11 protein-coding genes and 1 pseudogene are annotated in these 12555 nt (G+C 46.6%); 5 read left to right on the top strand and 7 right to left on the bottom strand.

All coding sequences use genetic code 11. The features are described from left to right. Window positions 1-27 precede the first annotated feature (27 nt). Window positions 28-1077: a GerMN domain-containing protein gene (locus FU659_RS07575; RefSeq protein WP_147946998.1), complete on the bottom strand. Its 1050-nt coding sequence runs from the start codon at window positions 1075-1077 to the stop codon at window positions 28-30. Between the two features lie 261 nt (window positions 1078-1338). Between FU659_RS07575 and FU659_RS07570 the strand changes: the two genes are divergently transcribed. Continuing rightward, window positions 1339-2301: a phosphatidylglycerophosphatase A family protein gene (locus FU659_RS07570; protein ID WP_147946997.1), complete on the top strand. Its 963-nt coding sequence runs from the start codon at window positions 1339-1341 to the stop codon at window positions 2299-2301. 843 nt (window positions 2302-3144) lie between these two features. Here FU659_RS07570 and FU659_RS07565 read toward each other — a convergent pair. From FU659_RS07565 to FU659_RS38740, 4 genes and pseudogenes are all read right to left on the bottom strand, one after another. After that, the gene (locus tag FU659_RS07565; RefSeq protein WP_147946996.1) at window positions 3145-4122 is read right to left on the bottom strand and encodes an MBL fold metallo-hydrolase; all 978 of its coding nucleotides are present in this window, start codon (window positions 4120-4122) and stop codon (window positions 3145-3147) included. A 10-nt stretch (window positions 4123-4132) separates the two neighbouring features. Next, window positions 4133-4870, bottom strand: coding sequence for a class I SAM-dependent methyltransferase (locus FU659_RS07560; protein ID WP_397355264.1), 738 nt, complete (start codon window positions 4868-4870; stop codon window positions 4133-4135). A 28-nt stretch (window positions 4871-4898) separates the two neighbouring features. Beyond that, the gene (locus FU659_RS38745) at window positions 4899-5075 is read right to left on the bottom strand and encodes a DUF6483 family protein (RefSeq protein WP_397355262.1); all 177 of its coding nucleotides are present in this window, start codon (window positions 5073-5075) and stop codon (window positions 4899-4901) included. A 374-nt stretch (window positions 5076-5449) separates the two neighbouring features. Then, window positions 5450-5590: pseudogene (locus FU659_RS38740) on the bottom strand (DUF6483 family protein); the annotation flags it as partial. 195 nt (window positions 5591-5785) lie between these two features. On the opposite strand from FU659_RS38740, the gene FU659_RS07550 reads away from it, so the two are divergent. Then, window positions 5786-6007 carry a helix-turn-helix domain-containing protein gene (locus FU659_RS07550; RefSeq protein WP_147946993.1) on the top strand — a complete coding sequence of 74 codons (222 nt, stop codon included), beginning with the start codon at window positions 5786-5788 and terminating at the stop codon, window positions 6005-6007. 172 nt (window positions 6008-6179) lie between these two features. Further along, complete coding sequence (locus FU659_RS07545; RefSeq protein ID WP_261807675.1) at window positions 6180-10610, top strand: DEAD/DEAH box helicase; 4431 nt, start codon at window positions 6180-6182, stop codon at window positions 10608-10610. A gap of 84 nt (window positions 10611-10694) precedes the next feature. On the opposite strand, the gene FU659_RS07540 is transcribed toward FU659_RS07545, so the two are convergent. Together FU659_RS07540 and FU659_RS07535 are read right to left on the bottom strand one after the other, a co-directional pair. Then, window positions 10695-10919 (bottom strand): molybdopterin dinucleotide binding domain-containing protein, encoded by a 225-nt coding sequence (locus tag FU659_RS07540; RefSeq protein WP_261807674.1) that lies wholly within the window; start codon window positions 10917-10919, stop codon window positions 10695-10697. A 35-nt stretch (window positions 10920-10954) separates the two neighbouring features. Next, the gene (locus FU659_RS07535) at window positions 10955-11269 is read right to left on the bottom strand and encodes a hypothetical protein (protein WP_147946991.1); all 315 of its coding nucleotides are present in this window, start codon (window positions 11267-11269) and stop codon (window positions 10955-10957) included. Window positions 11270-11370: 101 nt separating this feature from the next. On the opposite strand from FU659_RS07535, the gene FU659_RS07530 reads away from it, so the two are divergent. After that, complete coding sequence (locus FU659_RS07530; RefSeq protein WP_147946990.1) at window positions 11371-11907, top strand: 3'-5' exonuclease; 537 nt, start codon at window positions 11371-11373, stop codon at window positions 11905-11907. Window positions 11908-11926: 19 nt separating this feature from the next. Then, window positions 11927-12436 carry a hypothetical protein gene (locus FU659_RS07525; RefSeq protein WP_147946989.1) on the top strand — a complete coding sequence of 170 codons (510 nt, stop codon included), beginning with the start codon at window positions 11927-11929 and terminating at the stop codon, window positions 12434-12436. Window positions 12437-12555 lie beyond the last annotated feature (119 nt).

Genomic DNA, 12555 nt, shown 5'->3' with positions numbered 1-12555 from the left:
CGCATAGAGGTTATAGGCGAGCTAAACTTACAGTTTGGCCGGATTAATATGAGCAGGTCTAGCGACAGGCTTGTTGTAATTTTGATTATCGGTTGAAGTGATTTTTAGGGCACCGTCTACTTTAATTTGCACTTTGTTGAAGCCTGTATTTTCCGTTAAAGAAAGGATAACCGATTGTAAGGCATCTGCGGACGCTTTTTGATCTGCACCTAAAAGCTTGCTGGAAAAGTCCACTGTAATGAGTCCGTCAGCCGGTTTAATACTCTTCACTTCGGTTGAAGCATTCAACACAGCGGTCAGCCCCTTCTTCTGATCCGGTCCTTTGATCAACTGATCAACAACGGCTTTAGCGACATTGTCTGTTCGTTTAACCAATCGAGTAACCGGTACATAATATTTGTAATTTTGATCCGTTTGATTCAAGAAATACAGAGTTACTGGCGTTGATTGTCCGAACTCTGCATCTTCTGACTTCTCAATATTGATCCCCATGGTTCGGGCTAATGGCGTATCCAGTGGCGTTTTTCCTTTCGGCATCTCCTTAAGATCTTTGCCCTCCACACGAAGCTGCACTTTCTCTACGGTTGGGAAGCTTGTCAGATTCCAAGTGATGGCCTCAAGCACCTTGCGCTCGTTCTGTTCATCATAATTCAGAAATTCTTTGGAGAAATCGACAATCGCTACTTTTTTCTCGGATTGGACATTCAAGCTGATCACTTTCGTGCCTTTGGGCAGCAAGGCTTGGAATCCGGAAGGCAGTAAACTGGCAACAGGCCCGCCATCCACCATATATTCCAATGTCGTCTTGGCGACAGATACCGATTTCGGCAGACCTAGGCTAAGTGGAGCTACGAATCCTTTGGCATCTTTGACATAGACCGTCATCTGTGAAGAGTTATCATCGATCATGTCAATGGTCACCGCAGCTGAAGTCGTCTTGGCCTCTGCTTCCGCACCTGTTTTCGGAGGCGCATCGATGTCACTTTTCTTTCCAGTACCCAGGACAGAGCATCCTGTGGTTGCTAAGACAATCACCCCCGCGATAGCAGCTGAACGAATCCAATGTTGATGTTTCATTTGCTTGTTTCCTCCTTCGCATTTCGCAGAAGCTTTAGTTATAAGGATCTGCGTTTATTGGTTTGGCCTGTACACTGCTTTTTCGTATTATTATGTATACGAGGCTTTGTCCGATTTATAACTTCATGTCCCCCTTATTTTCAAAAAGATTTTCTATCCATCTCCTCCGCCATTTCTCGTCCTGCATAGCCACATTCGATTTTAATCCATCCTATGCTATACTTGTGCTGGATCTGATTTGATGAAACTGGAGGCGTTGATATGCGAACATTTCTCAAAGAAAAAACACTTATTTTCAATGAATTCCGTGATGAAGTATTCAGCCACTACTCGCAAACTGTTATTGAAGAAGCTGTAGCTCGCCTGCTTGTTGAAATAAAAGGAATTAAAAAAATTCCGTACGATACGATAACGACTAACCTGCTCAGCGTGCTAAGCAAAACAGAAACCTATAACGTCATGACCACCCTGATGGAATTGGAAAAAAAGGTTAAACATGATTCTGAGCTGCTCGCCAGTATGAAAGACCCTGCTTATAATGTTCACCGTACCATAGCGATGTCCATATGCGGACTTTATGGAAGCGGCGCTATTTCGTTATTTGGATTCATGGATTGTAAATTTCGTTTCTTCTTTCCGAATAAACGCCCTAAATCGTTCATTTCCAAAGGTATCTGCGCAATTGTAGCATCGACGGCGAGCGTTATTATTTCTGAACGTGTCAAAGAAGATTACGCGGATCGGAATCTAGAATTATTAGAAGCAAGAGGTGTAAAGCTGGAAGATATGGTTGCTATTCTTGACCATCTGCAGCGTCCCTACAACCCTGACATGGAACGTAGTCTTTGTGAAGACAATGTCCTTGCGGTCTTAAGAAAACAGCAAACTTTCCACGCCATTCAACTGGCTATCAAAATTGACACTGCTGTAGAAAATGGAGAGTTCAGCCAGCAGTACAATCATATTGTCGGAGAAGACGAGGGACTTTTTGGCGTAGATGAAAGCGTAGCTACTGCTATTCCTTTGATGTACGGAACAATTGCCCTCACAAATTTCGGGTATCTCGATAAAGAGAAAATCGGCATTATCAAGGATCTCGATAGCGATCACGAGGAAGGAAAATGCAACACATTTATAGACGACATCGTTTGTGGTATCATAGCCGCGGCATGCGGTCGGTTAGCCCATAACAATACGCCTACTTATAGTAAACCTTTGAAATAAGACTTAGGTAAACACTGGCGTAAGAGTGTTTCCAGCTCTTTTGAGAGAAGCAGTTTGAGACAGAACCTCTGAAATGATTGAGATAATCTCTATCGAGGCCTTTCGAAGATGAGTGAGCGCTTTTAGAGGATGATTGATTTGCCAATAAGCAAATTGTTTTCCGCAAACCGAAAACTGATTCTTTCTATAGTGACAAGGAAAATCCTCAGGGAATCTCATGGTCCTATCTGTAAGCACGCTTTTCGGTGTTATCTTGGAGTTATTGCCCTAACTGACTGCTGTAACGCGGAAAAACAGCGTTATCCTCCGGCTATACAAGATACCGGTCGGTTTGCTGAGCTGTAACGCTGATTTTCAGCGTTTCGGAAGGCGAGTGTCCCGTCAGTGGCGCTGTAAGCACGAAAAACGTGCTTATGTAGAAGGAAAAGGAAGAAAACGATCGGTTTGCTGAGCTGTAACGCTGATTTTCAGCATTTCGGAAGGCGAGTGTCCCGTCAGCGGCGCTGTAAGCACGAAAACGTGCTTATGTAGAAGGAAAAGGAAGAAAACGGTCGGTTTGCTGAGCTGTAACGCTGAATTTCCCCGATGTACAGTTCAGCAGTCAATTTTCCTACCTGTAAGCACGTTTTCCGTGCTTACAGCACCGCTGACCGGCATCTTCCCGTTCGTAACGCTGAAAAACAGCGTTATCCTCCCAGACATACCGCTTTGCGGAGCCATTTCCTTGTAAGCATGTTTTAAAAAACGTTAACGTTCCCTAAATCATATAAATTCTGTAAAAAAAGCCTCCAAAATCTACGAGAAATCGAGATTTTGGAGGCTTTTCAGTTTCCGAGCATCGAGCTAAGCATTTAAACGGACATATTGTGTAAGATTAGCATTAGGGTCTATCTTGCCTATGCGGCCCTCATCTTCCAACAGCACGAGATGCGCAATCGTCTCCGACAACGCGAAACGCATCTGATGGATGCTAAGCCGATCGCCAAAGGTGGCGTGGCATACTTCATACGCGCTAAGCGGTGTACTTAGCTGCGACTCCATCAGCGCCAGCCGCTCCTGATGATGGCGCACCAGCTCATCTGCGCGCGCGCCAAAGCTGGACCAAGGCTCCCGGTGACCCGGGTAAGCCATCTTCACAGGCAGCCTGCTGATTTCCTGCAGGCTGGCCAGGTATGCGCCGAGCGGGTTTTCTTCCACCTGCGGGAGGAAGGAAACGTTCGGCGATATTTGCGGCAGGACGTGGTCGCCGCAAAAGACCACCTCCGCCTCGGCATCGTAGAAGATGAGGTGACCCGCGGCATGGCCGGGGGTCTCCATCGCTTCATACACACGGTCCCCGAGGCGCACGGGTCCTTCACGCAGCAGCGTTACTTCCGGCTGCGGAGAAACCATCTCGACGAAGCTGACCATGTGCTTCGTCATCTCTTCGAGCCCAGCCTGGGGGAAGCCATGCTGAGCAAAAAGTTCGAGCAGCAGGGCCGACATCGGCTGCTCAGGACCCCATAGGAGCTGCACCTGCCGCAGGCCGGTCTCCGAGAGGAGAACCGGCGCGCCCGTGCGCTCCTGAAACCACCCCGCCATACCATAGTGATCGGGATGGTGGTGGGTAAGCACGATCTGTTCCACGTGCCTGAACTCGATTCCGCGTTCCTGCAGAACCTTCAGCCAAAGTGCCTCCGCATCGGCTGTGCGAAGCCCGGGATCTATAACCGTATAACCGTTGCTTCCCTGGATTAGATAGGCATTGACCCAACGAAGGGGAAAAGGCAATGGCACTTTCACTTGTGCAATTTGGTCTGTATGTTGAGTCACAATGTCCATTTCCCGATATTCATCCTTCCTTATAGCCTACAAAGATCAATCTGCTTGATGTCTCCGCTTCATAAGCCTGTCCATCATAACCACCGTATACGTTATCAATCGTTAAGCCCGCTTTTTGCAGCATAACCTCAAATGTCATTCGATCATAAAGCTTTACCTGCTCCAAGTAATGACGATCTTGCGAGCCCACTTCTGAAATCACGATTCGCTTGCGTACGCAGCCATCTTCGATGGTTCTGGTTTCGCGTATGCAAAGTCCTTCTTCAGTTCGTTCCGACTGTGGAACAAGGTTCGCCTTTATATAAACTGGATTCAAGAAATCAATGATAAAACGTCCGCTCGGTTTTAGAAGTCTATGTATTTCATGAAGTACTTTTTCATTCTGCTCATCCTCATCAAAGTAACCGAAGGAAGTAAACAAATTCACTACAGCGTCAAATTGCTCTTTAAGAGGAACCTCCCGCATATCTCCTCGCAGCCATTTAACCTCTTTACTCGAATCCAGTTTCACTGCTTCGTTCAGGAGCACCTCCGAGAGATCAACCCCAGTTACCTTGTAACCGAACTCAGCCAACGCCATGGAATGACGCCCCATCCCGCAGCAGAGATCCAAGACTTGTGAACCCTGAGGCAAACCAAGCCAATCTATCATTTTCTTCACTTCATGATAAGCGCCCTTCATGTCCCTATGTTTATATACAATTAAATAATCATTTCCAAAGCTTTCCTGATACCAAGCCATTTCCATCACACCTTCAGTTTCTAGTAGTCTATGATTACAATTTAGTTAAATCATTTGCTTGCAGCCTTTGTTTCATGGCGCGCAGTCCATCGGCCGCTTCTTCCCTGCTGAAATTGCCAGCTTGCAGCTCTTCCTCTTTGGCAACCAACAGCCGTTCATAAAATAAAACGCCTTGCGTGAGTGCCAACGAATGCTCGGAGTGATCCTCCATGCAATGAAATAGCACATCCTCCGCCTTTGCATAATTGCCGATCTTATCATAATAAGTGAAAAGCAATCTTTGCGTTGCCTCAGGCATAATCCATGGTTGAAGTCGTTCCACACTTTGACGATGCGTAAAGCAATTTCCCCATTTAACTCATCACCTGGGTCAATGTCTTCAACTAACGGAATATGCAGCAATAAGTCCAATGATTTTATATAAGCATGGTAGGCATCATCTATTTGTTCGTGCTGCTTCAACATATCTCCCTGACCAATAAACATATCGCTTAAGACCAATGCCTTGCCGGTATCCAAATTGCCCTGATACGTCAATAATTCCAAAATATCCTTGCTGGAGAGCGCCTGTAAGGAGCGAATATGTAATCCGAGAAGATGGCGGCTTGCCTCATCCAACAGCTGCTGCGCATCGACCATCGGGAGATGTTCTTTGTTAAAAAGAATTTTATTTAACGTTACAGTCATCTGTTCGATCTGCCGCATAAAATAATCGCGCCTAAACATGCGAGAAGCCTCCTTTTGCTTGGGGGAAATGCCTCATTTCAGCTTAACACGCCTCCATATGAAACTCAAAAGCCCAAGTTGCCTATTTTTCCCCTTAGACCGCACCATTAACAGCAGCCCTTCATAAACTAACTTTGACTGTATCCCTTTACCTTGTAATTCCCAATACCCGAGCAAGGAGGGGTGACAACATCCATGAGCAACGACCACAAAAACAAATTTCTACTTACGAACCGCGAGCGAGAAGTATTCGAATTACTCGTGCAGGACAAAACTACTAAGGACATTGCGCAGCATCTTTTCATTAGTGAAAAGACAGTCAGGAACCATATTTCTAATGTCATGCAAAAGTTGAATGTAAAGGGTCGTTCACAAGCAGTTGTAGAACTGATCAAGCTTGGGGAACTAAAAATTTGATCCTGTCAACCTAAGGATCCATGTAAGTCCTCGGGCCTCCCTTAGGAGACTCGGGGTTTTATATGTTTATGTACTTATTTAAGTATAGCATAACCCAGCTTTTCCTCACACCGCTGGCGAGCCGCCGCCCAATATGCTATGTTGGAAGAAATTGTGCGGGGGAGTGATGAGAATGATGCAAAGCGCACCAAAGCAATATGACTTTCATCCGATTCTCTGGGAATGGTTTACTTCCCGTTTCGGCGAACCGACTGATGTGCAGAAGCAAGCATGGGACCACATAAACGCAGGCGCGCACACGCTCATTTCCTCCCCAACGGGATCAGGAAAGACACTGGCGGCTTTAATGCCTTGCCTTAATCACATTGTACAAAGCAAGCAAGAACAAGATGCATACATAGCGGGTGTCCGTGTGTTGGTCGTTACTCCTCTGAAAGCACTTAACAATGATATTCACGATCATCTGATTCATTTCATGGATGAAATTGAGCAGCAAGCTGAAGCTTCCAATGTTGATCCAAAATGGCCTGGCATTTCCGTAGGGGTACGTACCGGAGATACGCCGCAAAGTACACGGGCATCGATGATCAAGCATCCACCGGATGTGCTGGCAACAACGCCGGAGTCCTTATATTTGCTTTTAACCTCGCCGCGCGCGAGACAAATGCTAAAAAGTGTGGAACAAATCGTCGTCGATGAGATCCACGATCTGGCTGCGGACAAGCGCGGCATGCACTTGTCGCTTACGCTCGAGCGGCTTAGCGTATGGTGCGGGCGATCCGTTCAGCGGATCGCCATGTCAGCAACGCAGAACCCTATTGAGCGAGTCGCTCAGTTTCTCGGCGGCTGGGAAATGAATCAGCCGCGCCATGTAGCGATTGTCGAGAGCAAAGCCGAGAAGCAGTATGCACTAACAGTGACGATGCCTAAACCTGCGCAAGCCGGGGCTGATAAAGAGGCGATATGGACGCCACTGGTGGAGCGTTTGCTGCAGCTCATGGAAGGCTGCAGCACGGCTCTTATTTTCGCCAACAGCCGTAGGCTTTGCGAACGATTGACACTCCGACTCAATGACCATGTCGGGTACGAAATCGCCAAAAGCCATCACGGCAGTGTCGCTCGCGAGAAGCGGCTCGAAGTTGAGCGCATGCTCAAGGCCGGGGAGCTGCGATGCCTCGTCGCGACATCGTCGCTGGAGCTAGGCATCGACGTCGGACATGTCGAGTTGGTCATCCAGATCGACTCGCCCTTCACCGCAGCAGCCGGGATCCAGCGGATTGGTCGGGCCGGGCACGCTATCGGCAGCATTAGCCGCGGCGTGCTGCTTGCCCGCAGCCGCAGCTTGCTGCCGGAGCTGGCTGTGCTAAGCCGGCGCATTGCGGAACGCAGTATCGAGGCCATCCACATTCCGCGGGGCAGCCTCGATGTTCTGGCGCAGCAGATTGTTGCGATGGTAGCTTTGGGCGACAAGCTCGACGTTGCAGATGTCGAGCGCATGCTCCAGCAGAGCGATTCGTTCCGCGAGCTGCCGCGCGAACGCTGGCTCGCTATGCTCGATGTGCTAGCCGGGCTGTATCCTTTCGTGCGTCCACTCCTTTCGTGGAATCGAGAAACCGGCCGCCTGGACAAATTGGCAGCTACACAAATGGCCGCGTTGATCGGCGCAGGCACAATTCCTCAGAGCACGGCATATCCCGTTCACCATGACCAAACCGGACTTCATCTCGGCGAACTCGATGAAGAATTCATACATGAATCGTCGGTCGGCGACGTCTTTCAATTAGGCACAGCTTCTTGGCGCATCGTTCGTAAACGGCCGGAACGGATCTATGTTCGCGAAGCCGATAACCGCTATAGTGAAATCCCCTTTTGGCGTGGGGAAACCGGAGGCAAATCGTTCGAGCTAGGCGCCCAAACCGGGCAAATCTGGCGGGAGCTGCATGATCGTTTGACGTTTGCTCCTTCATCACCTGCGATGAATGTCACTTCACCTCTTGTTGAGCAAACGTTGCAGAACGAGGCTTTAGCGCCGATTACTCGCAACCAAGCCGATTTGCACGTTCAAGAGTGGCTGATGCAAACCTATCATTTCGACACGGAGGCTAGCGATTCTCTGATCAGTCTCGTACGCAATCAAATAGCTGTGAATACCGTACCTACGGATACAACCGTTGTTGTTGAAACCTTTGCCGATGAAAACAATCAAACACATTATATCCTGCATAGCTTGTTCGGCCGCAAATTAAATCGCACGTGGTTAATGGCTATCGACAGACATCTTAAGCAAAATGGTTTAACCGCTATTTATACAAATGCAAAGGATAATGGCATTGAGCTTATTTTCCCCAGCTACAGCGAGTCGCTTTTGCAGGCAATCCTATCCATTAATGCTGCGGAAGCGGAACAATTCGTCATTGAGTCTGTTGCTGAATCCGGGATGTTCGGAGCCGCCTTCCAACGCTTAGCAGAAACATCCTTGCTGCTTTCCCGCAGCTTCACGCGTATGCCAGCTTGGATCAAGCGATTGCGAGGTCAAGAATTAATGCGGGAAGCTCTTCCGTTCAAAGAACGGTTTCCTTTATTTCAAGAAGCCATGCAGGAGTGTCTGGAGGACCATGTCGATACCCGTCATCTTGTCTACCTTTTACAAGATATACAAGCAGGCCGTATCCAATTTGCTGTTTATCGCAATCATTTCCCGTCACCGCTTGCCGCTCAATTCCAGGCTGATTATGTCGCCCGCAGAATCTATGAATCCGATGCGCTGGCACAGGATTTGCAGGTTGAATTGCTGGGCTTCAGTCGTCAGATGGCGGCTGACATTTTTGGCCAAGAAGCGATCAGCAATGCCGTTCATCCTCAGATCGTTGAGGACGAGAAGCGCAAGCTCGCCAACATAGATCATCCGTTTGCTTCAACGAGTGAGGTGCTGCGTTATCTCAAAGAGCATGGCGATTCCACGCTTAGCGAACTGTCCAAAGCAGGCTCCGCCACCGAAGAACTTGTCTCGGGTTGGTTACAAGAATTAGGGTCACAAAAATTAGTGGAAGCAGCTTCATTAGCGGACGAAACTCGATATATTTGCAGCGATGAAAGCGAATTTTATCAAACGCTCACAGTTTCTTCTACAGCCCGAACGTTCGTCTTTCAACGGTTTGTTGATGGAAAACTGGCCTTCAAGACAGATGAGCTCGTCAATCGCTATGCGCTTGCACCCGACATGGCACATGATTGGATACAAGCAGCGGTTCAAACTGGCGAAATTGCTGTGGCGCCATTTGCTGATTCAGAGGTGGAAGAGCTGTGGACAAGCCGTAAGGTTGCTTCCCGCTTAATTCGTCAGTCCCTGCAATCTTATCGCCGTAACGGTCAAGCTGTTTCTCCATTCACGTATTTGGAACACATGCCGCTAAGACGCAAGCTTGCCAATGAAACGAATCATCTTGTCGGCATGGAGGCGCTTCGTGAAATCATCCAAGATTTGCAAGGCTTCTTCCTGCCCGTGTCCCTTTGGGAATCCATCTTCTTCCCAACTCGTCAGCCGACCTATCGCAAACAAGATTTGGATTTGCTTTGCTCATCCGGTGAAATCGTATGGATGGGACGCAAAGAGCCCGATGAAAAGGAAGGGAGAATCGCTTTCTTTCTGGCGGAAAGCAGCTTGCTCTTTGAGCCTTGCCTTGCTGCGGCGAACCACAAACCTGTCTCTCACCCTGCCCTCCTTCAGCTCCTTCAGGAAAAAGGGGCTAGCTTTCTTAGTAAACTAGGTATTGAAACCGGCCGGCCTCCTTCTTCCTTATTAGAAGAGCTGCTGCAATTAGTCTGGGATGGACAAGCAGCAAATGACCAGTTCGCCCCGCTTCGGCTGCATGCCAGGGGAGCTCCTAAGAAACCTGAGAAGTTCCAGTCAGGTCTTGGCCGTTGGTACCCATTAAATACGCTGCTAAGTCCGTCATTCGATAAGCAAGCATCGGCTATGCAGTGGACGCATCATTTATTGGAGCGATTTGGAATAATAACCAAGGATATTGTCGCTGCGCTTTGTCCCTTCCCGTGGGAAGCGATACAGATCGCACTTAAACAGTTGGAGGAATGGGGACTTGTTGTCAGAGGGTTATTCATCGAAGATTTGCATGCCTTGCAGTTCGCGACCAAAGAATTCGTTGCCCGCCTCCATCAGCAAACGAATGAGATTTCCTTACATTCACAGAAAGTCATGCTCCTGTGTGCCCTTGATCCAGCTAATCCCTTTGGACTTCTCGTCCCTTGGCCAGAAATGTCAGGCATTTCTTTTTCCCGTAAGAGCGGCAATTACTTAGCTTTGAGAGGCAATCAATGGCTCTATTGGATTGAAAATAATGGAAAAAGGATTCATCACATTGACCGCCTTTCGCAACAGCCCAAAGAAGACATCCAAAATATCGTGCTTGAGCTTAAAAGTATGTTCCGCCAATTCCTGAGACATAATCAGCTCCGGAAAATCGTGATTGAGAGCTGGAACGGAATCCCCATTTCGGAAGCGCCTGAGCATGAATACTTGAAGCTTCTGGGTGCAGAAAAAGACCGTACCCGCTTAGTGCTTTGGCCAAGCCAATTAAGCTGAGTCGGTCTTACTCGACAGATTCGACTTGCACCGCGCAAATCTTAAACTCGGGCATCCGACTTGTAGGATCAAGCACATCGTTAGTTAATACATTGACAGACAGCTCATCCCCCAATGAAAAGGCACGAAAATCGTACGATGCTGAATGCTTTCTGTCACTTTCACATCAAAAACCAATGAACCCCGTCGGCTTGTAATCCAAATTTTCTGATTCGTGCTAAGTCCGATACGGCTGGCTAGCCATGGATGAATTTCCGCAACGGGGACGGAAGCCTTCTTATTTAAAGCCTCCGTTCGACGTGTTTGCACGCCGCTTAAATAATGATGCGCAATTCGTCCTGTCGTTAGGATGAAGGGATATTCCTTGTCTGTCGGTCAGCCGGCAGCTTCGGCTGAATCCCAAACAATCTTGCTTTGCCGTCAGCATGATCGAAAGTATGCTCAAAGAGGTGAGGTGTACCTGGATGATCGGTAAACGGGCAAGGCCAGAATATCCCTTTCTCCGCTTTCAGCCGTTCATACGTAATGCCGCTGTAATCTGCTTTCCCTCCAGCCGTTGCAGCTGCCAATTCGTGAAATACGTCTTCAATACTCGTATATTGAAAGTAAGCACCACGTCCTAATCGGTCGGCTAACTCACAAATAATGCGGTAGTCCAATCTATTGATAGAAATACTTACCTAAATTACTATTATATTCTTATCGAAATACATCAAGCTTGATGAGTAATTTATGATAGGGAATAGAAAAGGAGAAAATAATGAATTATATCGTATTTGATTTGGAAGCTACCTGTTGGGAAAATGATAGAACGAGACAAAATGAAATTATTGAAATTGGAGCAGTAAAATTGAATGAAAATTCGCAAATAGTTGAACAATTTCAAACATTCATTAAACCAAAGTTGAATCCCATCCTCTCGGATTTTTGTAAAAAGCTTACTTCTATTCAACAAGAAGACATCCAAACAGCACCCTATTTTCCACAAGCAACCAGTACGTTTAAAGATTGGATTGGGAAAGAAGACTATTTTCTTTGTTCGTGGGGCTTTTACGATAAGACTCAGTTAAAAAAGGATTGTGAATTGCATAAAATCAGAACCGAATGGATACAAAAGCATATTAGCATCAAACATCAACATGGGAAAATGATTGGAGTTGAAAAGGGAGTAGGTATGGGTCAGGCATTGAAACTGCTGAACATTTCACTTGAAGGCACTCATCATAGAGGAATTGACGATGCACGAAACATTGCTAAAATCTTCGTGAAGATTTTTGACAGGTTACAGTTTGAATAGAAATGTTATGGAGGTTTTTATGAAAACATTCGAAATTACTGACGATTCTGGATTTCTAGGCATTTTGAATCCACATACATACATCTCTTTTGTTGACGAGAACTGGCAATTGGAGCAATTAATTAATCATTTTAAACACCAAATTAATAATAAAAATCTTCTTCTTTGGGGTACTGGTAGTGAAGGAACTTGGCGTGTTGAAGTGAACAATAAAATGACTGAACGGACTGGATTTAGAGATATAGAAGGAATCATCGAAGTAACGGATAATAAGTTGTGCCTCATTAATTATGAGAGCTTGACTATGGGAGCGCAATTTTCTGATGTCATATTACCAGAAGATCATTTAAAGGATTGTATCTTTGAGATTAGCAACGGATTATACATATGCCGAATCATTCAAATGTTTGAACCTGAAGAAAGTTACGATGATAAGTCGGAAGTCCATTTTATAATAGAGTATGATTTATTCAATGGTTCTTATCATAAATGGAACAGAATTCCTTGGTTTGAAAGTAATTTTAACTAATCAAAGTTACCCCAATTTCTTTGTTGAATGAGAACCATTAGCATAGATCCGTTTCAATGCATGCTATTGAAGTAATAATAGATACAAAACCGTGTTTCTAGTTATCTAGGAGGTTTAGA

The sequence above is a fragment of the Paenibacillus sp. N3.4 genome, from assembly GCF_008017805.1.
Taxonomy (GTDB): Bacteria; Bacillota; Bacilli; order Paenibacillales; family NBRC-103111; genus Paenibacillus_E.
The sequence above is the reverse complement of the archived record's forward strand: the minus strand, read 5'-3'. Positions and strand labels throughout refer to the sequence as shown.

Excerpts from the sequence above, each read along its gene's own strand:
- FU659_RS07575 (WP_147946998.1), bottom strand. The coding sequence starts at position 1,077 with ATGAAACATCAACATTGGATTCGTTCAGCTGCTATCGCGGGGGTGATT.
- FU659_RS07570 (WP_147946997.1), top strand. The coding sequence starts at position 1,339 with ATGCGAACATTTCTCAAAGAAAAAACACTTATTTTCAATGAATTCCGT.
- FU659_RS07565 (WP_147946996.1), bottom strand. The coding sequence starts at position 4,122 with ATGGACATTGTGACTCAACATACAGACCAAATTGCACAAGTGAAAGTG.
- FU659_RS07560 (WP_397355264.1), bottom strand. The coding sequence starts at position 4,870 with ATGGAAATGGCTTGGTATCAGGAAAGCTTTGGAAATGATTATTTAATT.
- FU659_RS38745 (WP_397355262.1), bottom strand. The coding sequence starts at position 5,075 with ATGGAGGATCACTCCGAGCATTCGTTGGCACTCACGCAAGGCGTTTTA.
- FU659_RS07550 (WP_147946993.1), top strand. The coding sequence starts at position 5,786 with ATGAGCAACGACCACAAAAACAAATTTCTACTTACGAACCGCGAGCGA.
- FU659_RS07545 (WP_261807675.1), top strand. The coding sequence starts at position 6,180 with ATGATGCAAAGCGCACCAAAGCAATATGACTTTCATCCGATTCTCTGG.
- FU659_RS07530 (WP_147946990.1), top strand. The coding sequence starts at position 11,371 with ATGAATTATATCGTATTTGATTTGGAAGCTACCTGTTGGGAAAATGAT.
- FU659_RS07525 (WP_147946989.1), top strand. The coding sequence starts at position 11,927 with ATGAAAACATTCGAAATTACTGACGATTCTGGATTTCTAGGCATTTTG.